This window comes from Pseudomonas sp. PDM10 (genome assembly GCF_014852295.1).
Classification (GTDB): domain Bacteria; phylum Pseudomonadota; class Gammaproteobacteria; order Pseudomonadales; family Pseudomonadaceae; genus Aquipseudomonas.
Genome location: NZ_JACVBJ010000004.1, coordinates 282,724 through 305,263, shown reverse-complemented (window position 1 = coordinate 305,263; position 22,540 = coordinate 282,724). Strand labels below are relative to the sequence as shown.

Sequence of the window (22,540 nt, the reverse complement as noted above, 5' to 3'; positions counted from 1 at the left end):
ATAAAGAGCGCGGAGCCCTTGATGTCCTCTTTTAACGAAATGATCAACAACATCACCCCTGATATCTACCAGAGCCTGAAATTGGCGGTGGAAATCGGTAAATGGTCCGACGGTGGCAAACTCACCGCCGAACAACGCGAACTGTCGCTGCAAGCGATGATCGCCTGGGAAATCCAGAACCTGCCCGAAGACCAGCGCACCGGTTACATGGGCGTGCAGGAGTGCGGCTCCAAGTCGATCGAAGTGCCGAATATCCTGTTCAAATCGGATGCCGTCCATTGATCGAGATTGGTCGCGGTGCAATCAGCAAAATGTCGGCGCGCCTTGACGGGCCGAACGTGCAGTACGCGTTTCGTCTGGATGACGTCGAGGTCCCGGTCAATCCATTGATCGGCACCACGGTGCGCCTGGAATACCTGGGGGCGATTCATTGCACCCATTGTGGACGCAAGACCAAAACCAGTTTCAGTCAGGGTTACTGCTACCCGTGCATGACCAAACTGGCCCAGTGCGACATCTGCATCATGAGCCCGGAGCGTTGCCACTATGACGCTGGCACCTGCCGTGAGCCGGAGTGGGGCGAGAAGTTCTGCATGACGGATCACATTGTCTATCTGTCCAACTCTTCGGGGGTGAAGGTCGGAATTACCCGCGCCACCCAGCTGCCGACCCGCTGGATCGATCAGGGCGCCCGTCAGGCCTTGCCAATCATGCGTGTCTCGACCCGTCAGCAGTCGGGCTTCGTCGAAGACCTGTTCCGCAGTCAGGTGGCAGACAAGACCAACTGGCGTGCGTTACTCAAGGGCGATGCGGTGTCGGTCGACCTGGCGCAGGTTCGTGATCAGCTGTTCGACAGTTGCGCCGAAGGGCTGCAAAGTTTGCAGGAACGATTTGGCCTACAGGCGATCCAGACTATTGCCGATGTAGAAACGCTCGAAATCCGCTATCCGGTCGAGCAATATCCGGCCAAGATCGTCAGCTTCAACCTGGACAAGAATCCGATCGCCGAAGGCACGCTGTTGGGAATAAAGGGCCAGTACCTGATTTTCGACACCGGCGTAATCAATATTCGTAAATACACGGCCTACCAGCTCGCCGTGCATCAGTAAGGACTCCAGCATGCGCACCGAACAACCGAAGATGATCTACCTGAAGGACTATCAGGCGCCCGAGTACCTGATCGACGAGACGCACCTGACCTTCGAGTTGTACGAGGACCACAGCCTGGTCCATGCGCAACTGGTGATGCGCCGCAATCCCGAGCGTGGCCCGGGCCTGCCGCCGCTGGTGCTGGATGGCCAACAGCTTGAATTGCTGTCGGTCAACCTGGCCGACATCGAGTTGACCGCCGCCGACTATCAGTTGACGGAAAACCACCTGACCCTGCACCCGACCAGCACCACCTTCACGGTCGACACCAGCGTCAGGATCCACCCGGAAACCAACACCGCGCTGGAAGGCCTGTACAAATCCGGCACGATGTTCTGCACCCAGTGCGAGGCCGAAGGCTTCCGCAAGATCACCTATTACCTCGACCGTCCGGACGTGATGAGCACGTTCACCACCACGGTGGTTGCCGAGCAGCACAGCTATCCGGTATTGCTGTCCAACGGCAACCCGATTGCCTCAGGTCCCGGCGAAGACGGCCGGCACTGGGCGACCTGGGAAGATCCGTTCAAGAAACCTGCCTACCTGTTCGCGCTGGTGGCCGGTGATTTGTGGTGCGTCGAAGACACCTTCACCACCATGACCGATCGCTCCGTAGCGCTGCGCATTTATGTCGAGCCGGAAAACATCGACAAGTGCCAGCACGCCATGAACAGCCTGAAGAAGTCCATGCGCTGGGACGAAGAGGTCTACGGTCGCGAGTACGACCTGGACATCTTCATGATCGTCGCGGTCAACGACTTCAACATGGGTGCCATGGAGAACAAGGGCCTCAACATCTTCAACTCGAGCGCTGTGCTGGCCCGTGCTGAAACCGCGACCGACGCCGCGCACCAGCGGGTCGAAGCGATCGTTGCCCACGAGTACTTCCACAACTGGTCGGGCAACCGCGTGACCTGCCGCGACTGGTTCCAGTTGTCGCTGAAGGAAGGCTTCACCGTGTTCCGCGATTCGGGCTTCTCCGCCGACATGAACTCGGCCACGGTCAAGCGCATCCAGGACGTGGCGTACCTGCGCACCCACCAGTTCGCCGAAGACGCCGGTCCCATGGCTCACGCCGTACGCCCGGACAGCTTCATCGAGATTTCCAACTTCTACACCCTGACCGTGTACGAAAAGGGTTCGGAAGTGGTCGGCATGATCCATACCTTGCTCGGCGCCGAAGGCTTCCGCAAAGGCAGCGACCTGTACTTCGAGCGCCATGACGGCCAGGCCGTGACTTGCGACGACTTCATTAAAGCCATGGAAGACGCCAACGGTGTCGACCTGACCCAGTTCAAACGCTGGTACAGCCAGGCCGGCACACCGCGTTTGGCGGTCAGCGAGTCCTACGACGCGGTGGCGAAAACCTACAGCCTGACGTTCCGCCAGAGCTGCCCGGCAACCCCGGACAAGGTTGAGAAGTTGCCGTTCGTGATCCCGGTCGAATTGGGCCTGCTGGACTCAAAAGGCGCGGCCATTGCGTTGCGTCTTACAGGTGAGGCCAGCGCTCAGGGCACTTCACGGGTCATTTCGGTGACCGAAGCCGAGCAGACATTCACCTTCATCGACATCGCGCAACAGCCATTGCCTTCGTTGCTGCGTGGCTTCTCGGCGCCGGTGAAACTGAGCTTCCCGTACAACCGCGATCAGCTGATGTTCCTGATGCAACACGACAGCGACGGTTTCAACCGCTGGGATGCGGGTCAGCAATTGTCGGTTCAGGTGCTGCAAGAGCTGATTGCCCAGCAGCAAAAGGGCGAGAAACTGGTGCTGGATCAGCGCCTGGTTTCGGCCTTGCATACCGTGTTGTCGGACGAGACGCTGGATCAGGCGATGGTCGCGGAAATGCTCTCGCTGCCGGGCGAAGCGTATCTGACCGAGATCAGCGAAGTGGCTGACGTTGACGCCATTCACATTGCTCGCGAGTTTGCTCGCAAGCAATTGGCAGAAAGTTTGTTCGAGGCGCTGTGGCTGCGTTACCAGGCCAATCGCGATCTGTCGAAGAAAACCCCGTATGTAGCCGAAGCCGAGCATTTCGCTCGTCGCGCGTTGCAGAACATTGCGCTGTCGTACCTGATGCTTAGCGGTAAACCGGAGGTGTTGGCGGCGACGCTTGAGCAGTTCGAGGCCAGCGACAACATGACCGAGCGCCTGACGGCGTTGGCGGTGCTGGTCAATTCGTCGTTCGAAGACGAGAAAGCCAAGGCCCTGGCCAGTTTTGCCGAGCATTTCAAGGACAACCCGTTGGTGATGGATCAGTGGTTCAGCGTCCAGGCGGGCAGCGTGTTGCCTGGTGGTCTGGAGCGGGTCAAGGCGTTGATGCAGCATCCGGCGTTCAATATCAAGAACCCGAACAAGGTGCGGGCGCTGGTCGGCGCGTTTGCCGGGCAGAACCTGATTAATTTCCATGCGGCGGATGGTTCGGGTTATCGGTTCCTCGCGGATCTGGTGATCGAGTTGAACGGGTTTAATCCGCAGATCGCTTCTCGGCAGTTGGCGCCTCTGACTCGCTGGCGCAAGTATGACGAGGCGCGTCAGGCGTTGATGAAAGGTGAGCTGGAGCGGATTCGCGCTTCGGGTCAGTTGTCGAGCGATGTGTTCGAGGTGGTCAGCAAAAGTCTGGCCTGACTTTGGGTTCGCTCCTGCAGTGGTTCGCCTGAATCCTGTAGGAGCTGAGCTTGCTCGCGATGGCGGCCTGACAGCCGACCGGGATTTTTGATGGTGTATATATCCATTCCTGCGGTAACGGCCACTTAGGGTTTCGCCCTTACGGCGACTCACTTTTTTTTCAAACGCCAAAAAAAAGTAAGCAAAAAAAGGCTCGCCCCGAGCGTCCGGCCCTCGCTTAGGCTCGGCGTTCCTTCGTTCCGGTATTCATCTGGGGGCATCGCCTCCGGTCGGCTTCGCTTCGACCTCCTCTCGATGTGTTCGACTGCGTCGAACGGCGCTGCGCGCCTACCCCCCAGATGAACACCTCCACTCAGCCTCCCGAAGGGGCGGGTGAATCAAGATCAAGAGCTGCAGGCGAGCTAACGCTCGGCCTGTTGAGTGGTGAGAAGCGAAAGGCGTACGCCGATCCCCTGTGGGAGCGGGCTTGCTCGCGAAGCTGTTGATCTTGCCGTTGCCGTTGCCGTTGCCGTTGCCGTTAGCTTTGGCTTTGGCTTTTGAAGTTGATCTTGATCTTGATCTTTCGCCCCTTCGGCAGGCCGAGCGGAGGTGTTCATCAGGGGGTAGGCGCGTAGCGCCGTGCGGCGAAGCCGCACACATCGAGAGGAGGTCGTCGCGAAGCAGGCCGTAGGCGATGCCCCCTTATGGACACCGTAGCGAGGGAACACTGAGCTTTAGCGAAGTGCCGTACGCCGGGGCGAAGCCTTTTGCTTACTTTTCGCTGGGCCGGCATTCCGGCGTTTGGAAAAGTGAGTCGCTGTAAAAGCGAAACCGTAATCAGCCGTTACCGCAGCAACGGATATGTACCCCAAACCCAAAACCCAATCACCCCATCTGATACCGAATCATTCAGCACCCACCCATATCCCCCGGGTTAACAAAACATAACGTGGCGTCGATTGTCAGACCTTTCCAAACCCCGATAGGATAAGCCAGCTTCCGAAGGGGCTCTAGATTGCGTATTTCAGGACTATGCTCCAGAAAAAGCAATCCCAAAGAGCATCCCTTATGGCGCCCAGAAAGGTTGAACGACCTAACAATAATAATGGGGGAAGGTCTATGAGTGAGCCTGTCATGGGTGTGGGTATCTGCCGCCCGCCGGCATTACGCAAATTCGCGTTGCTGGCTACAGCGCTCTCGCTGTTGGGCTGTGCCGTGCTGTCGGCACCTGTGCTGGCCGCTGCTGCGCCAGCATCCGACATTGTTTATTCCGTTGAATCCGCCAAAGCCAGCAAGAGCCTGATGCTCGACGTCGTGCACGCCGGCAAGCGCCTGGTGGCGGTCGGTGATCGCGGGCACATTTTATATTCGGATGACCAGGGCGCGACCTGGACCCAAGCCAAGGTGCCGACGCGGCAACTGCTGACGTCGGTGTATTTCGTCGACGACAAACACGGTTGGGCCGTCGGCCATGATGCGCAGATCCTCGCGAGCGAGGACGGCGGCGTTACCTGGACCAAGCAATTCGAAGATTTGAAACGCGAATCTCCGCTGCTCGACGTCTGGTTCCAGGACGTCAACAGCGGCTTTGCCGTAGGCGCTTACGGCGCGTTGCTGGCCACCACCGACGGCGGCAAGAACTGGGAAGATGTCAGCGATCGTCTGGATAACGAAGACCAGTACCACCTCAACGCCATCGCCGCGGTCAAGGATTCCGGGCTGTTCATTGTCGGCGAGCAGGGCAGCATGTTCCGCTCCGCCGACTGGGGCCAGACCTGGGAGAAGCTTGAAGGTCCCTATGAGGGCTCACTGTTTGGCGTGATCGGCACCGCTCAAGGCAATACGCTGCTGGCCTACGGGCTGCGGGGCAATCTGTTTCGCTCCACCGATTTCGGTACGACCTGGGAGCCGATTGAGCTCAAGGCCGCTCGCGGTGCGCTGGAATTCGGTCTGTCCGGCGCGACGCTGCTCGACGACGGCTCCATCGTGATCGTCGGCAACGGTGGCTCGGTGATCCGCAGCAACGACAACGGCGAAACCTTCAGCGTGTTCAACCGTCCGGATCGCATTTCCGTTTCGGCAGTCACCGCAGCGGGCAACGGCAATCTGATTCTGGCAGGACAGGGTGGCGTTCGCGTCACCTCGCCAACCGGCGCAGAGAACGGAAAAAATGGGTCGTCCAAATGAGCCGGGCAAATAATAAGAAGGCGGGTCTATGACATCCTTGAGCACTCATCATCATGACAAGGCGACGTTTCTCGAACGCCTGATTTTCAACAACCGCCCGGCAGTGATTGTCATCTGCCTGCTGGTCAGTATCTTCCTGTTCTGGCAAGCGACGCTGATCCGGCCGTCCACCAGTTTCGAAAAAATGATCCCGCTCGAGCATCCGTTCATTCAAAAGATGATGGAGCATCGCAACGATCTGGCGAACCTGGGCAACACGGTGCGCATCTCGGTGGAAGCCACTGATGGCGACATCTTCTCCAAGGAGTACATGGAGACTCTGCGTCAGATCAATGACGAGGTGTTCTACATTTCCGGGGTTGACCGTTCCGGTCTCAAGTCGCTGTGGAGCCCGAGCGTACGCTGGACCGAAGTGACAGAGGAGGGCTTCGCCGGTGGTGAAGTGATTCCGCAGAGCTACAACGGCTCCCAGCAAAGCCTCGACCTGTTGCGCAATAACGTGCTCAAGTCCGGTCAGGTCGGGCGTCTGGTGGCCAACGACTTCAAGTCGAGCATTGTCGATATCCCGCTGCTGGAGTCCTACCCGGACCCGCAGGACCAAGGCAAGTTGCTGGCGCTGGACTATCGCAAGTTCTCTCACGAACTCGAAGACAAGATCCGCAACAAGTTCGAAGCCCAGAACCCTAACGTGAAGATTCACATCGTCGGTTTCGCCAAGAAAGTCGGCGACCTGATCGATGGGTTGGTCATGGTGGTGATGTTCTTCGGCATCGCCTTCATCATCACGTTGATCCTGCTCTACTGGTTCACCAACTGCATGCGCAGCACCGTGGCGGTGTTGAGCACCACGCTGGTGGCGGTGGTCTGGCAGCTCGGTTTGATGCACTTCTTTGGTTTCGGGCTCGATCCCTACTCGATGCTGGTGCCGTTCCTGATCTTCGCCATTGGTATTTCCCATGGTGTGCAAAAGATCAACGGTATTGCCTTGCAGTCCAGCGAGGCAGACAACGCCTTGACTGCGGCGCGGCGCACGTTCCGTCAGCTGTTCCTGCCGGGGATGATCGCGATCCTCGCGGATGCGGTGGGTTTCATCACGCTGCTGATCATCGACATCGGCGTGATTCGTGAACTGGCCATCGGCGCGTCTATCGGCGTGGCGGTCATCGTGTTCACCAACCTGATCCTGCTGCCGGTGGCGATTTCCTACGTTGGCATCAGCAAACGCGCGGTCGAACGCAGCAAGAAAGACGCGCACCGCGAACACCCGTTCTGGCGTCTGCTGTCGAATTTTGCCAGCCCGAAAGTGGCGCCGGTGTCGGTTGTCCTGGCCTTGTTGGCCTTCAGCGGCGGCCTCTGGTACAGCCAGAACCTGAAAATCGGTGACCTGGATCAGGGCGCTCCGGAACTGCGTCCGGACTCGCGCTACAACAAGGACAACAACTTCATCATCAGCAATTACTCCACCAGTTCCGACGTGTTGGTGGTGATGGTCAAGACCAGGTCCGAAGGCTGCTCGCGCTACGAAGCCATGGCGCCGATCGACGAGCTGATGTGGAAGATGCAGAACACCGAGGGCGTGCAGTCGGCGATCTCGCTGGTGACCGTGTCCAAGCAGATGATCAAGGGCATGAACGAAGGCAACCTGAAATGGGAAACCCTGTCGCGTAACCCGGACGTGCTGAACAACTCGATCGCTCGGGCTGATGGTCTGTACAACAACAGTTGCTCCCTGGCGCCGGTACTGGTGTTCCTCAACGATCACAAGGCTGCCACGCTGGATCGCGCCGTGCATGCAGTGCAGGACTTCGCCAAGGAGAACAACAAGGAAGGCCTGGAATTCATCCTCGCCGCCGGTAACGCCGGGATCGAAGCGGCCACCAACGAGGTGATCAAGGAGTCAGAGCTGACCATCCTGATCCTGGTGTACATCTGCGTGGCGACCATGTGCATGATCACCTTCCGTTCATGGGCGGCGACGTTGTGTATCGTGCTGCCGCTAGTCCTGACTTCGGTACTCGGTAACGCCCTCATGGCCTTCATGGGCATCGGCGTGAAAGTCGCGACCTTGCCTGTCGTGGCACTCGGGGTGGGGATTGGCGTGGACTACGGGATCTACATCTACAGCCGCCTGGAAAGCTTCCTCCGTGCGGGTCTGCCGTTGCAAGAGGCGTACTACCAGACGCTGAAGTCCACCGGTAAAGCCGTGCTGTTCACCGGCCTGTGCCTGGCGATCGGCGTGTGCACCTGGATCTTCTCGGCCATCAAGTTCCAGGCTGACATGGGTCTGATGCTGACCTTCATGCTGCTCTGGAACATGTTCGGCGCGCTGTGGCTGTTGCCGGCGCTGGCACGCTTCCTGATCAAGCCGGAGAAACTGGCGGGGCAGAAAGGCAACTCGCTGTTCGCTCACTGATTCCAGGCTGTAATAGAAAAGCCGCAACCTCAGGGTTGCGGCTTTTTTATGGGTGCCAAACGCGGATCAGCGTGGTTCCAAGGGTAGAAAACTTTGCTCGGCCAAGGATTTAGTGATGAATCCATGATGTATTTCGATCTTTTGTTTCGGGTCCTTGGCCTTCGCCAAGGCCGATTCATAGGTTTCGTAGCGTTGCTCCCTGGTTTTCAAGTGTGCCTGGGTGTAGTTCGCCTTGGCATCGTTGGCCTTTGCGTAGTGAAAATGACCATACCACCAGGGTTGGTTTTCACGGTTGAGCAAGACGTACTCCTGCACGAAATCCTTGCGCCCGGTTTTCAGCTGAACCCGTGCGCCAATGATTCGCGCGTAAAGTTGGTTGTGATGTTGCAGGTATTCCAGCCCCTCGCTGGTGGGAGCCTGGTACAACGTCATGCGGGTGCGCAGTTCCGTCGCCTTGTTCTCCAGAACCCGGGCCTTGTCCCGCAGTTCGGTGAGAAGTGTGGCGTCTTTTTCGCCGGTTGACGGGGCGTGCTCATGGTTTTCCAGTTTGTCGGCGAAATGCATGAGCTTTTGCCCTTCACGCTGCAACTGCTCTTCGATTTCCTTGGGTGAGCTTGCACGTTGTGCGTAGCCCTCGATCTTCCTGACCTGCTCATCGACTTTCGCCAACGCTTTGCGGGCGTCGCCCTTGAGTTGCGGGTAGGGGCGGGAGGTGGCTTTGGGTTCCGGTGTTTTGGCTGCAACCATTTCGACCCAGACATCGGGCGAGTCTTCACGGAAAGACGTCAAGGGGCTGTCTTCCATAGGCCCTTTTATGTCAACGATTTCGCCGCCCTGATTGTCGGTGTTCGGGCGAACGTCGCCAATCAACATACCTTTGGACGTTTTGATCACCTTTTTCCGGCTGGCCGTGGAAGGCTTCCTGCCACCGGCTGTTCCTTTCGAAGTACCCGCTTCTTGCGTGGATGATTGCGCCTGTGCGGGTGACGACCTTTGAAGTTCATCGGCCAGGCGCTGCTCGGCATCGACGCGCAATTGCTCGATGATCTCGCGCAAGCGGTTGAACGCCGGCATATGCAACTCATCGGCGCTGAAGATTTCGATACTCCCCAGGGCGTCCTGCGCCTTGTTGTAGCGGTCGACCAGGTTGTCGAGCACAGCGATGCGGTCCGAGGATTCATAAACATGGGCAGACTGTAATTCCGCATGGGACCGGGACAGCATCACCAAGGGGTCGATGGCTGCTTCCAGGGCGGTGGTGGTGTCGCTCAGGAGTGTCTGGACGCTGAGGATTCGCAGGGTAATCAGTTGAAAAATCTTGACCCTTAGGGCTGTCAGCTCGTTTTCCGGTCGACCCTTGTTCAACTCTTCCAGCGCTTGCGTACCCAGCTGGGGGATCTGTTCAAGTTCTTGCAGCCGCTTGTCCACTTCTTCATAGGACTTGATCATGACTTCATTGATTTCGCTGGTTGTGCGTACAAAGTCGAGGTAGCGATCCCAGAGTCCTTCGTCCCCGGTAATCAGCGCCTCATAAAGTCGCCCCGCGGTGCTGAACTCAGAGGAGTTCGCGTTGGCGGCTTCACGATCATGGTCAGCCATGACAATCCGTTTACGTTCATTTTTGATGATGTTGCCCAGCAATACGCTGCGCATTTTTTCGTCGACAGGTAGGCCCGTCAAGGCGCTTTTTTCCTTGATGCCGGCGATTAGCGTTACGTAGCTTTGAGTCTGGATGTCCAGCTCCTGGACGTACCGCTGGCGGAAAGTGGAGCGCTCTTGCTCAGTGCTGGAAGGGCTCTTGAGTTTCAACTGTGCCAGGTTGTCGGCAATGTCGACGCGTCTTACCGTGCGATCCTGCTGATCGAGAAAGTCCTGAAACTGCTGCTCCAGCTCCCCGATTCGCTGTTGTTGTTGCTCGCGCAACGCATCAATTCTTTTTTTGCGGCCACCGCCGAGCAGTTTCAGCCCTTGGTCCAGGGTCCATCTGCCTTGGCCATCGGACTTCAGTTTGAAACCGGGATGATCAGGATGTTCAGGGTGTACCAGATAGACCTCGCCAAATCCCGGTACGATGCTCACGCGAAAAAACAGGGCTGCGACGGTGGCGTGCCATTTGTCGTTGATTCGGTACAGCCCTTTGAATGGGCCGGAGGCAATCGGGTCTGGCAGCTTAGCCGGCCACGGAACCCGCACGGCCTTGAGTTTTTCGAACAATCGGGCCGAGGCTGAATCGCGAGCGGTAGACAGGTTGAAGTCCAGCAGGGTGTTGCCACTGCCCGGTGGCTCGGAGGGTAATCCCGGCGAAGCCTCGGTGATTTCAGCCCTGGTTGTATCGAAGGGGTGCGCGGTGGGCTGACGCAATGGGGCCAACACCTGCGCAAACTCTGGGGCAGCGTTGGGGGGGAGTGCGTTGGGGGTGGCTTCGCGAAGTGGCGCATGCAGCAGTAACAGCCCAATGTTAAGCAACACATCGACCCAGGCTTGCTCCCGCGACATGGCGTCATCGCTGTCCAGCGCTGGCAGGTCCTGGATCAGGCTATGGGTAATTTGCAGCATCCAGCCCACCAGCATGGCGGGGCCGCGCGCCAGGGGTAAAAGCAGGTTGTTGAACAGCAGCCAGCCACCTTCGAGGATGATCGCCCAGCGGCTCTCGGCATTGGACACCGATTGCCGGTCAGCCAGTTCGACCAATGCACGGGCATTACTATCGAACAATTGCATTAGCAACCGACCGTGTTCCAGCGCCGCGATCCAGTCGGCGGCGGCTTCGTTGCCTGCCAGAATCGCCGGTTTCGGCTTTTGAAGTGGTACGAAATCATCGCCAATGTGGAGGTGAATAATGTGTGGTTCGTTGAATCCGTTGTTGTCGTAGACAGGTCGTGCACGGTCCGTCAGCCACGTCAGTACGCTGCTCTGCAATTGACCCGGTTGCGCAATGGCGCGCCACAGGGCTTGGCGGGTCGGGAATTGCTGGAGCGCGGGAACATACAGCGGCCGGTAGAGGATGTGCGGACCATCGGCGTGCAGATCACGGGGCTCGATGATGAACATGTTGCTGACCACGTCGCATTCGGCCTGTGGCTTTCTTTGGAAAGCCAGGGGGCGCAGGACAATTTCCTGCTCGTCCACGAATCGCTCAGCCGTGGTGCCGTGCATCAATGCTTCGACGTAGCGATAGCCCTGACGAGTGAAGCCTTGTTCAGCCTTGATCGCCTGTTCCAGGGCCAACATCGGCAAGTGAACGGCAAGCTCCAGGCCGAACAGTCGCTGGCGTTCCCGCGCTTGCGGGGTGTAGTCAAGCAATTGGGCCTGAATTAACTCAGGGTACTGTTTGCCAACATTCACCCGGTTGACCAGATCCAACAGATAAGCCTCTGTGACCCAGTCTTGGATCACCAGGCCTGCGGTGTGACGGATGGTTATTCGGCCATTGGGTCTACTGGCCAGGTTATTGATTGCCAGTTGGGTCAACGACATTTTGGTCCGGTGAATATAACCGCTGCCCAAGTCGCCGACGGGTACATGGAAGGTGAGCTCCAGCTGATCGGCGTCATAGTTGGGGGCGGTGGGTCGATCTTCGCTCATCTGTTGACGCAGGGCTTTTTTGGCGAAGGTATGAAGGTCGTCGATACCCGTCTGAAACGAGCGGCCTGCCGCCTGTTGCTTGAGGCTTGCGAGGGCCAGCACCTGTTTGCGATAGGCCATGCGGTCGGTAGCTTCGGCCTTTTGCAACCACTGGGGAATCGTTTTCTGTATCAGGGGAAGGTGAGTGAGGTCTGTTCCAATGCTCGCCTGGGCGCCAATGAATCGCGTGGCCGGATCGGTGATGGCCTCGTAGCGTTTTTCCAGGTCGTCCAGGCTAGTGCGTGCCGGCAGCGTCAGCGCGGCCAGGTCATCGAGCTGTTGGTTCAGCAGCAGGGCTGCCTGGGTGTCGAAAAGGTTGCCGTCAGGTTCGTAACGTTTCCAGGCAATGGCATCGGCCATCAGGCCCGGTTCAAACCGTGTGCACCAGGCCCGCCCGAACGCCTCAAGGGACGGAAATGATTCGATGTCACCGGACACGCTGCACAGCAGACGGGTTTCACCGCAGATCAGCAAAATGTCAGGAGTTTGCAGGCTGACCGACAGCTGATCTTTGCTCAACGTGGTTTCGATGAAGCAGGCGTGGATCCTGCCTTTGGACCCGGGAGCCTCAAGGCGCTGCTGTTTATCGGGGTTGTTGCAGAGCTCGGTGAGGAGGTCGGCTTGCAGGCTGTTGGTTGACGAGTGGCGAACAGAGGAGGTTTTCAGCACGCCGGCCAGCAAATCAGCAATCCATTGCCAGCGACTGACGCTATTGTCGGTCGCTGCGTTCCAATAGGCACTGAGGTCTTCCTGGAAGCCGATATGAACAGTGGCGGTCAATTCAGCCATGATGCCCGCGATAATTTGCATATCAGGTTCGCGACGGCGGGTGCTATCGACCGACAGGCGCACGGGCGCTTTGTTGGTTAGAAAACACTGGCGACCGTACTGTTCGTCCAGCCGCGGTGCAGTGCCGCTCGCCAGGTAGTTGAGCGCCACGTCGAGCAGCAGGGTGAGCGTCCAGCCGCCCCCGGGGAACGGCTGTGCGAGACGAGTGCGCTCGGGATCGAAATCCAGTGACGGATATTTTTCCAGCAGGCTGCTCTGGAGCAGGTGGGCGGTTACCGAGCGTAATGTCGGACGAGTGCCGAACTGTGCACTGACCGCGCGGGCTGTGACGTCGGTATACGCCGTGGTGTCCGGCGATAGAGCTGTAGGCATGATGCAATCCTTTGCATGATTGGAATCATGAGCCTACGGAACAGGCGATTGCCGGGTGCGGTAGCCGGATACCGCACCCTCATTGGTTGAACAGGGTAGAGCCCCTGACTGCTGATTACTCGGGATCAGCGCCCAGCACCGCATTCAACGCACTACGCGCATCATCCAGCTGCACCAACGTCGCATGCCGCGCACCCAGTGCATCCCGGTTCTCGATCGCCGTCAGAATCGCCTTGTGCCGGGGCAACGCCAGTTCATGCAGATTCGGTCGCTGGTTGGAATGCTTCAAGGCTTCGGCAATCGCCACCGATAGCATGTTGCACAGGTTGGCCAGCAAGTCGTTATGGGTCGCATCGGCAATCCGGCTATGGAAATCCAGGTCCGGTTGCAGCAGCGCTTCCGGTGTCGGCGCCGCTTCCATGCGTTGGTAGGCTTCACCGATGGAGGCGATGTCCGCGTCCGTGGCGAACTGCGCGGCGAGGGCGGCCGCGGCGGGTTCGATGATGCTGCGCACACTGGTCAACAGGTCGAAGAATTCATTTTGCGGGCTGCTTTGCATCAGCCAGTGCAGCACATCCGGATCGAGCATGTGCCATTCCTTGCGCTGCTTGACCACCGTGCCCACTCGCGGACGGGAATACACCAGACCCTTGGCGACCAAAACCCGGGTGGCTTCGCGCAGGACTGGCCGACTGACCGCGTACTCTTCGCATAACAAGGCCTCGGCGGGCAGTTTGTCACACGGCTTGAAACGTCCGGAAACGATCTGCATGCCCAGTTCCTGGACGATGCGCGAGTGCATGCTTTTGCGGTCGGAAGGTTTGCGGTAATCCATGGGGAACGGCGCGATCCTGTGGGGTGGGGGGCCGCGCATGATAACAGGCGCGGCGGATGAAGGTCGCTAGCGCAAGATTTGATGCAGGCGCAGAGCCATTGTGGGAGCGAGCCTGCTCGCGATAGCGGTTGAACATTCAACATTTAAGTTGGCTGTCAGTCCGTCATCGCGAGCAGGCTCGCTCCCACAGGGGATTGATGCTGTTAGTGAGAGTGGCGCGGGACTTCAGAGCCACGACAGCCAACGAGGAAGTCGAAATCGCAACCCTGATCCGCCTGCAGGACATGATCGATGTACAGCTGACGATAACCGCCCACGATCAATTGCTGCGGCGGTTGCAGATCGGCCATGCGCGCCGCCAGTTCGGCGTCCGGAATGTCCAGGTGCAGACGACCGTTGGCGCAATCGAGTTCGATCCAGTCACCTTCTTTCACCGTCGCCAAAGGTCCGCCAGCGGCCGCTTCCGGGGCCACGTGCAGAACGACAGTGCCGTACGCCGTGCCGCTCATGCGCGCATCGGAAATGCGCACCATGTCCGTCACACCCTGGGCCAGTAACTTGGCCGGCAAGCCCATGTTGCCAACCTCGGCCATGCCCGGATAACCCTTCGGACCGCAGTTCTTCATCACCAGAATCGAGTTGGCATCCACCTCCAGCTCCGGATCGTTGATCCGCGCCTTATACATGTCGAAGTTTTCGAACACCACCGCACGCCCGCGATGTTGCATCAGTTCGGCGCTGGCGGCTGAAGGCTTGAGCACCGCACCCAGTGGTGCGAGGTTGCCGCGCAACACACAGATGCCGCCGTCGGCGCGGATCGGGTTGTCGAGGGTGCGGATCACTTCGTCCTGGCCATAAATCGGCGCGTCCTTGGTGTTCTCACCGAGGGTCTTGCCATTGACGGTCAAAGCATTCGGATTCGGAATCAGGTTGGCTTCACCCAGGCGACGCAGTACCGCTGGCAGGCCACCGGCGTAGTAGAACTCTTCCATCAGGAAACGCCCGGACGGTTGCAGGTCGACGATGGTCGGCATGCCCCGACCGATGCGGGTCCAGTCGTCCAGATCCAGCTCGACACCGATGCGCCCGGCAATGGCTTTCAAATGGATCACGGCGTTGGTCGAACCACCAATGGCAGCGTTCACACGAATGGCGTTTTCGAAGGCTTCTTTGGTGAGGATTTTCGACAGCTTCAAGTCTTCGCGAACCATCTCCACCGCGCGCATGCCGGACATGTGCGCCAGCACATAACGACGCGCATCGACCGCTGGAATCGCCGCGTTGTGGGGCAGGGAAGTGCCCAGTGCTTCAGCCATGCAGGCCATGGTCGACGCGGTGCCCATGGTGTTGCACGTGCCGGCCGAACGGGACATGCCACCCTCGGCCGCAAGGAAATCGTCAATGGTGATGGTGCCCGCTTTCACTTGCTCGCTGAGCTGCCAGACCACGGTGCCCGAGCCGATGTCCTGGCCCTTGTGTTTGCCGTTGAGCATCGGCCCACCGGTGACGACGATCGCCGGCACGTCGCAACTGGCCGCGCCCATCAACAATGCCGGGGTGGTTTTGTCGCAGCCGGTCAGCAGCACAACACCGTCAATCGGGTTGCCGCGAATCGCTTCTTCGACGTCCATGCTCGCCAGGTTGCGGGTGAGCATGGCGGTCGGGCGCAGGTTCGACTCGCCGTTGGAGAACACCGGGAATTCCACGGGAAAGCCCCCAGCCTCGATCACCCCGCGTTTGACGTGCTCCGCAATCTGGCGGAAATGCGCGTTGCACGGGGTCAGTTCCGACCAGGTGTTGCAGATGCCGATGATCGGCTTGCCGTGGAACTGGTGGTCGGCGATGCCCTGATTCTTCATCCAGCTGCGGTACATGAAGCCGTTCTTGTCGGCGGTGCCAAACCATTGGGCGGAGCGCAGGGTGGGTTTCTTATCAGACATGATCGGTTCTCTTATTGTATGACTATATTGTTCGAGATGAGGCGTAACATAAGCGCAAATTCGGCTATTTGGAAGTGTTGTTACGTAAATAGTATTACTATATAGTCAATTTCAACGGAGGGATTGCCCTGGCGGTTTTCCACGAGAGGCGTCCCCCGAGGTTCTATAACAACAACAATCGGAGACCGATCTCATGAGCCAGGAACTGCGGCTTATTCGTCGCATTACGCTAAAACTGATCCCCTTCCTGATCCTGCTGTACCTGATCGCCTATGTGGATCGCTCCGCCGTAGGCTTCGCCAAATTGCACATGGGCGCCGACCTCGGCATCGGTGACGCCGCTTACGGGCTGGGTGCCGGGCTGTTTTTCATTGGTTATTTCCTGCTGGAAATCCCCAGCAACCTGATGCTCGAACGCTTTGGCGCGCGGCGTTGGTTCGCGCGGATCATGGTCACCTGGGGCGCCATCACCATCGGTATGGCCTTCGTCCAGGGGCCGCACAGTTTCTATGTGATGCGTTTTCTGCTCGGCGCGGCGGAAGCCGGGTTCTTCCCCGGCGTTCTCTACTACATCACCCAATGGTTTCCGGTGCGCCATCGCGGCAAGATCCTCGGGTTGTTCATTCTTTCCCAACCCATCGCCATGTTGATCACCGGCCCGGTGTCCGGTGGTCTGCTCGGCATGGACGGCGTACTTGGCCTGCATGGCTGGCAGTGGCTGTTCATGGTCATCGGCACCCCGGCGATCCTGTTGACCTGGCCGGTGCTGCGTTGGCTGCCGGACGGTCCGAAACAGGTGAAGTGGATGGACCAGGCTGAAAAGGACTGGCTGACCGGCGAACTGAAAAAGGATCTCGAGGAATACGGCCAGACCCGCCACGGCAATCCGTTGCACGCCCTCAAGGACAAACGTGTCTTGCTGCTGGCGCTGTTCTATCTGCCGGTGACCCTGAGTATCTACGGCCTGGGTTTGTGGCTGCCGACCCTGATCAAGCAGTTCGGTGGCACGGATCTGGTGACCGGTTTCGTGTCGTCGGTGCCGTACATCTTCGGGATCATCGGGTTGCTGATCATTCCGCGCAGTTCCGACCGCTTGAATGATCGCTACGGCCACTTGGCGGTGCTTTACGTGTTGGGCGCCATCGGCCTGTTCCTCAGCGCCTGGCTGACCGTGCCGGTGCTGCAATTGGCGGCGTTGTGCCTGGTGGCCTTCGCGCTGTTTTCCTGCACAGCAGTGTTCTGGACCTTGCCGGGCCGTTTTTTTGCCGGCGCCAGTGCCGCGGCCGGAATCGCTTTGATCAATTCGGTGGGCAACCTGGGTGGCTACATCGGTCCGTTCGTGATCGGCGCGCTGAAGGAATACACCGGCAACCTGGCTTCGGGCCTGTATTTCCTTTCGGGTGTGATGGTGTTCGGGCTGGTGTTGACCGGTGTGGTCTATCGCCTGTTGGAACGCAAGCACGTGCTGCCGGCCGATCAGTTCGCTGCCAGCGCCCGGGGTGCTACCCGCACCTAAGGATTCACACCTATCAACTGTGGGAGCGGGCTTGCTCGCGAAGACGGAGTGTCAGTCGCCGGTGATGTCGGATGTGACGGCCTCTTCGCGAGCAAGCCCGCTCCCACAGGGTGCGATGCCAACTTCAAGATTGTTCACAGGAGAAGATTCATGCGTTTAGTTCAGTTCGAATTGAGTAACGGCGAGCGCCGGGTGGGCGTGGTCGAGGACGGTCTGGTGCGCGAAGTGCAGGACGCGCGCACCGTTCGCGATCTGGCGTTGGCCGCGATCGAGGCCGGCGTCAATCTTGAGCAACAGGTGAAAACCCTGGGCCTGGGCATCAGCCATGACTATGCCGAACTGCTGGCCAAGTTGCGAATCCTGCCGCCGCTGGATCACCCGGACCCGGCACACATGCTGGTCAGCGGCACAGGCCTGACCCATTTGGGCAGTGCGTCGGCCCGGGACAAGATGCATCAGCAAGTCGGCGACGAAGCCGCGATGACCGACACCATGCGCATCTTCAAATGGGGCGTGGAGGGAGGCAAACCGGTAGCGGGGCAGGCCGGTGTACAACCGGAATGGTTCTACAAGGGCGACGGCAGCATCGTCGTGCGTCCGGGCCAACCGTTCCCGTTGCCACCGTTCGCCGAAGACGCCGGGGAGGAGCCGGAACTCAGCGGGCTCTACGTCATCGGCCACGACGGCAAACCGTATCGACTCGGTTTTGCCGTGGGCAACGAGTTCTCCGATCACGTGATGGAACGCAAGAATTACCTGTACCTGGCCCACTCCAAATTGCGCAGTTGCAGTTATGGCCCGGAACTTCGGGTCGGTGAACTGCCGAAGCATCTGGCGGGCACCAGCCGCATCCTGCGCGACGGCGAAGTGCTGTGGCAGAACGAGTTTCTCAGTGGCGAGGCCAACATGTGTCACAGCCTGGAAAACCTCGAGTACCACCATTTCAAGTACAGCCAGTTCCTGCGCCCGGGCGATGTACACATTCACTTCTTCGGCACCGCGACCCTGTCCTTTGCCGATGGCATTCGCACCCAGCCGGGTGACGTGTTCGAGATCAGCCAGGCCGAGTTCGGTGCACCGTTGATCAACGGGATTGCACCGGTTGAAGCAGCGTTCGAGCCCGGCACTGTTGGCACCCTTTAAGGAGATAGGCATGACCCGAATTCTTGGTCACAACTACATCGGCGGTCAGCGCAGTGCGGCCGGTCAACTCAATCTACAGAGCATCGACGCCAGCACGGGCGAAGCGTTGCCGTTCGATTTCTCCCAGGCGACGCCGGAAGAAGTCGACGCCGCCGCCAAGGCTGCCGCCGCGGCTTACCCGGCCTATCGCAACCTGAGCGCCGAACGTCGGGCGCAATTTCTCGACGCGATTGCCGATGAACTGGACGCGCTGGGCGATGACTTTGTGGCGCTGGTCTGCCGCGAAACCGCGCTGCCCGCCGCTCGGATTCAAGGCGAACGCGGTCGCACCAGCGGCCAGATGCGTCTGTTCGCCAAGGTGCTGCGTCGCGGTGATTTCTACGGTGCGCGGATCGATCTGGCGTTGCCTGATCGCAAACCTTTACCGCGTCCGGACTTGCGTCAGTACCGCATCGGCCTCGGACCGGTGGCCGTGTTTGGTGCCAGTAACTTTCCGTTGGCGTTCTCTACGGCTGGCGGTGACACCGCGTCGGCGTTGGCCGCCGGTTGCCCGGTAGTTTTCAAGGCCCACAGCGGTCACATGGCCACAGCCGAGTTCGTGGCCGACGCGATCACCCGCGCCGCTGAGAAAACCGGCATGCCGGCCGGCGTGTTCAACATGATCTACGGCGGTGGGGTTGGCGAAGCGCTGGTCAAGCATCCGGCGATTCAGGCGGTTGGCTTTACCGGCTCGCTCAAGGGCGGCCGTGCGTTGTGTGACATGGCCGCAGCCCGTGCGCAGCCCATTCCGGTGTTCGCCGAGATGTCGAGCATCAACCCGGTAATCGTGTTGCCGCAGGCGCTGCACGTTCGCGCCGAATCGGTCGCTCGTGACCTGACTGCTTCGGTGGTCCAGGGTTGCGGTCAGTTCTGCACCAATCCCGGCTTGGTGATTGGTATTCGTTCGCCGCAATTCACCACATTCGTGCAACAGGTGGCGGGGCTGATCGGCGATCAACCGGCGCAAACCATGCTCAATGCCGGGACCTTGAGCAGCTATGGCAAAGGCCTGCAAAAACTCCTCGCTCATCCGGGGATCGAGCACCTGGCCGGCAGTGCGCAACAGGACAATCAGGCGCAACCGCAGTTGTTCAAGGCCGATGTCAGCCTGTTGATCAAGGGCGACGAAGTGCTGCAGGAAGAAGTGTTCGGCCCGACCACGGTGTTCGTCGAGGTCGCCGATCAGGCGCAACTCAGCGCCGCGTTGAACGGCCTGCATGGTCAACTGACGGCAACGATCATTGGCGAGCCGGCAGACTTCGAGCAGTTCGCTGAGCTGACGCCGCTGCTGGAACAGAAGGTCGGACGGATCCTGCTCAACGGCTATCCGACTGGCGTGGAAGTCTGCGATTCAATGGTCCACGGCGGTCCGTATCCGGCCACTTCCGATGCGCGCGGCACCTCGGTGGGTACCTTGGCCATCGACCGTTTCCTGCGTCCGGTGTGCTTCCAGAACTACCCCGACAGCTTGCTGCCGGAGGCCTTGAAGAATGGCAATCCGCTGCGTATTCAGCGGTTGGTGGACGGGCAGCCGTCCCGCGACGCGCTGTAATCGCCAAGCACAACCCCCAGTGGGAGCGAGCCTGCTCGCGAATGCGGAGTGTCAGTCGATATCAACCTTGGCTGATACACCGCTTTCGCGAGCAGGCTCGCTCCCACATTTGTTCGGGGTTGTGTGTGAGTTTAGTGACCGACACGGAGTTGCTCCTGCATTGAGCTATCATTGCGTCTTTCCCATTCAAAGATTGACTGCCATGACCGCCCCAACCGACACCTTGCTCGCCACCCTCGAACACTGCGATATGGTGGAAATCGACGGGCTGCATGCCTTCGAATTCTCCCTCGATGAAGACGATAACCTGCACATCGAATGCCTGGACGGTCGTGTGTCCAAGCACTGGGAATTCACCCCGGCCGAGGTCGAGGCCGCGACCTTCGATCCAGACCTGCAAAGCTGGCTGATCACCGGCAGTTCCGGCGAGCACCGGTTGGTGTGCATGACCGCGTTCCGCGGTGATGACGACGAGGAAGAAGCGAATGAGGATGCGTAAGCTCTGGCCATTGTTGATGGCCGGCAGCGTCGGCGCGATGGGTTTTCAGGTTGCGTCGGCCGACGACTATCAGTTGCTGGTCGGTTCCTACACCGCCGGTCAGAGCCAGGGGATTTATCGCCTGAACTTCGACAGCGCTACCGGGCAGATCGACGCCAAGCCGTTGCAAGTGATCAAGAGCGAAAACCCATCCTGGCTGACCCTGTCCAAGGATCAGCGTCAGCTGTTCGTGGTCAACGAAAACGGCCCGGGACAGACCGATCCGGTAGGGCGCGTCAGCAGTTATGCGATCGATCCGAAAACCCATGAACTGAGCCTGATCAATCAGGTGCAGAGCCTGGGCAACGAGCCGACGCATTCGGGCCTCAGCGCTGAAGCCAGTCACCTGTTTGTTAGCAACTATTCGGTGTCTGAAGATCCGGGCGGCACCCTGGCGGTGTTGCCGGTGGACGCCGATGGCAAACTCAAACCCGTGGTGCAGATGAGCAGCCATCCATCGAGCCGGGTCAATCCTGAACGGCAGATGTCGGCACACGTGCATTCCACGGTGTCCTCGCCGGACGGCCAGTATGTGTTCTCCAATGACCTGGGCGCTGACAAGATCTTTGCCTACCGCTTCGACCCCACGGCTAACCCGGAACTGCCCTTGACCGCCGCTACACCGGCGTCTGTCCAGTTGCCACCCGGCAGCGGTCCGCGTCATTTGCTGTTTAGCGCCGATGGCAAACACGCATGGCTGACCATGGAAATGAGCGCGCAGGTTGCGGTGTTCGATTACAAGGATGGCCAACTCAAGCAAACTCAGATGGTTGAGCTGGCGGCGGGGCAACCCGTTTCGGACAAGGCAGCCGCTGCACTTCACGCGTCAAGCGATGGCAAGTTCCTCTACGTCAGCAACCGTGGGACCGCCAATCAGTTGCTGGTGTTCGCCATCGATCCTGCGACCGGGCACCTCAAGGAACTGCAGCGCCGTTCCGTAGACGGTGATCACCCGCGCGAGTTCAGCCTCGATCCGAGTGGCAAGTTCTTGTTGATCGCCAATCAGAAAAGCAACCAGATTGTCGTCGTCGAGCGCGATTCGAAGACAGGCCTGCTGGGTAAAACCGTGCAAAAACTGCCGATCGATGCCCCGAGCGACCTCAAGTTCATGGTGCGTCAATAAGCCGCAGGCCCCGGTTGATGGGGCCTGCATCCTTCTATTAATGACGCTGATATCTGCTAATGCTACAAAAGATTTCAAGGCGCCAACCTCGAAGGTTAAGTTTGCTTCACGGCCCCACCGGGCAAGCAAGCCAACCGAATCCGAGGAACACCGCCATGAACTTCAATCTCTTCTCTGTAATCGCCGCTTCCGCAATCTCTGCCACCGTTGCGTTGCCAGCCAGCGCCAACGTTGAAATCAGCGACAAAAAATCCCACGCCCAAAGCTACACCCAGAAATACCTGCAACAGAGCGCCAACTTTTACGCGGCTCTGGATCACAAGACCCAAGGCTGAAATTTGAACCCTGCACCTTTTATGCAGGAGCGAAGTCACTTGAGTGGATCGAGCTGAAAAGCTTTGAGAAACCTGAGTGATGTCGCTCCTGCATAACGCGTTTACGACAGCATTATATTGCCATCAATGTAATGCTTGATATCACATGGCCACACGTTTAAATTTGACGCTGATTTTTTGACTCCTTCTCATGATAAGGATCGACAGCATGGCAATGCGTCTGGCCGTGGTTCTTCTGTTTCTCTATTCCACTCCCATTCTTTCGGCTGCCCAGCCCGTTCCAGACGAGCCGGATGCGGCCCGCGAGCGCTTGATAAGTTTTATTGAAGACTGAGATAGTTTGGTTCAATGATTAACGAAGCTGATGGTTACTATGGG

15 protein-coding genes are annotated in these 22,540 nt (G+C 58.9%); 12 read left to right on the top strand and 3 right to left on the bottom strand.

Going from position 1 to position 22,540, the window contains the following annotated elements; translation table 11 throughout:
- Positions 1–21: 21 nt before the first annotated feature.
- The 5 genes from IB252_RS15835 to IB252_RS15815 all read left to right on the top strand — a co-directional run bounded on the left by IB252_RS15835 (position 22) and on the right by IB252_RS15815 (position 8,356).
- A complete protein-coding gene (locus IB252_RS15835; RefSeq protein WP_008152127.1) occupies positions 22–282 on the top strand; it encodes a YeaC family protein in 261 nt (86 codons plus the stop codon).
- Entirely contained in the window at positions 279–1,109 is an 831-nt protein-coding gene (locus IB252_RS15830; RefSeq protein ID WP_102614773.1) for a DUF2797 domain-containing protein, read from the top strand. The genes IB252_RS15835 and IB252_RS15830 overlap by 4 nt, the downstream gene beginning before the upstream one ends.
- Before the next feature lie 10 nt (positions 1,110–1,119).
- Positions 1,120–3,777: an aminopeptidase N gene (pepN, locus tag IB252_RS15825; protein WP_192409468.1), complete on the top strand. Its 2,658-nt coding sequence runs from the start codon at positions 1,120–1,122 to the stop codon at positions 3,775–3,777.
- A gap of 1,098 nt (positions 3,778–4,875) precedes the next feature.
- The gene (locus tag IB252_RS15820) at positions 4,876–5,943 is read left to right on the top strand and encodes a WD40/YVTN/BNR-like repeat-containing protein (RefSeq protein ID WP_192409467.1); all 1,068 of its coding nucleotides are present in this window, start codon (positions 4,876–4,878) and stop codon (positions 5,941–5,943) included.
- Positions 5,944–5,971: 28 nt separating this feature from the next.
- Positions 5,972–8,356 carry an efflux RND transporter permease subunit gene (locus IB252_RS15815; RefSeq protein WP_192409466.1) on the top strand — a complete coding sequence of 795 codons (2,385 nt, stop codon included), beginning with the start codon at positions 5,972–5,974 and terminating at the stop codon, positions 8,354–8,356.
- Positions 8,357–8,422: 66 nt separating this feature from the next.
- Here IB252_RS15815 and IB252_RS15810 read toward each other — a convergent pair whose 3' ends face one another.
- The 3 genes from IB252_RS15810 to IB252_RS15800 all read right to left on the bottom strand — a co-directional run bounded on the left by IB252_RS15810 (position 8,423) and on the right by IB252_RS15800 (position 15,916).
- Positions 8,423–13,141: a hypothetical protein gene (locus tag IB252_RS15810; protein ID WP_192409465.1), complete on the bottom strand. Its 4,719-nt coding sequence runs from the start codon at positions 13,139–13,141 to the stop codon at positions 8,423–8,425.
- A gap of 115 nt (positions 13,142–13,256) precedes the next feature.
- Positions 13,257–13,976: a FadR/GntR family transcriptional regulator gene (locus IB252_RS15805; RefSeq protein WP_156886757.1), complete on the bottom strand. Its 720-nt coding sequence runs from the start codon at positions 13,974–13,976 to the stop codon at positions 13,257–13,259.
- A 203-nt stretch (positions 13,977–14,179) separates the two neighbouring features.
- Positions 14,180–15,916: an IlvD/Edd family dehydratase gene (locus IB252_RS15800; protein WP_150657573.1), complete on the bottom strand. Its 1,737-nt coding sequence runs from the start codon at positions 15,914–15,916 to the stop codon at positions 14,180–14,182.
- A 193-nt stretch (positions 15,917–16,109) separates the two neighbouring features.
- Between IB252_RS15800 and IB252_RS15795 the strand changes: the two genes are divergently transcribed.
- From IB252_RS15795 to IB252_RS30370, 7 genes are all read left to right on the top strand, one after another.
- Complete coding sequence (locus IB252_RS15795; protein ID WP_111452703.1) at positions 16,110–17,432, top strand: MFS transporter; 1,323 nt, start codon at positions 16,110–16,112, stop codon at positions 17,430–17,432.
- Positions 17,433–17,582: 150 nt separating this feature from the next.
- Positions 17,583–18,575 carry an AraD1 family protein gene (gene araD1, locus IB252_RS15790; RefSeq protein ID WP_192409464.1) on the top strand — a complete coding sequence of 331 codons (993 nt, stop codon included), beginning with the start codon at positions 17,583–17,585 and terminating at the stop codon, positions 18,573–18,575.
- Between the two features lie 10 nt (positions 18,576–18,585).
- On the top strand, positions 18,586–20,166 hold the full coding sequence (locus tag IB252_RS15785) for an aldehyde dehydrogenase (NADP(+)) (protein WP_192409463.1): 1,581 nt from the start codon (positions 18,586–18,588) through the stop codon (positions 20,164–20,166).
- Between the two features lie 202 nt (positions 20,167–20,368).
- Positions 20,369–20,665 carry a DUF5629 family protein gene (locus tag IB252_RS15780; protein ID WP_134097098.1) on the top strand — a complete coding sequence of 99 codons (297 nt, stop codon included), beginning with the start codon at positions 20,369–20,371 and terminating at the stop codon, positions 20,663–20,665.
- On the top strand, positions 20,658–21,827 hold the full coding sequence (locus IB252_RS15775; protein WP_192409741.1) for a lactonase family protein: 1,170 nt from the start codon (positions 20,658–20,660) through the stop codon (positions 21,825–21,827). The genes IB252_RS15780 and IB252_RS15775 overlap by 8 nt, the downstream gene beginning before the upstream one ends.
- 155 nt (positions 21,828–21,982) lie before the next feature.
- Positions 21,983–22,162, top strand: a complete 180-nt coding sequence (locus IB252_RS15770; RefSeq protein ID WP_192409462.1) for a hypothetical protein — start codon at positions 21,983–21,985, stop codon at positions 22,160–22,162.
- A gap of 208 nt (positions 22,163–22,370) precedes the next feature.
- A complete protein-coding gene (locus IB252_RS30370) occupies positions 22,371–22,496 on the top strand; it encodes a hypothetical protein (RefSeq protein ID WP_256596898.1) in 126 nt (41 codons plus the stop codon).
- The last annotated feature ends 44 nt before the right edge of the window (positions 22,497–22,540 follow it).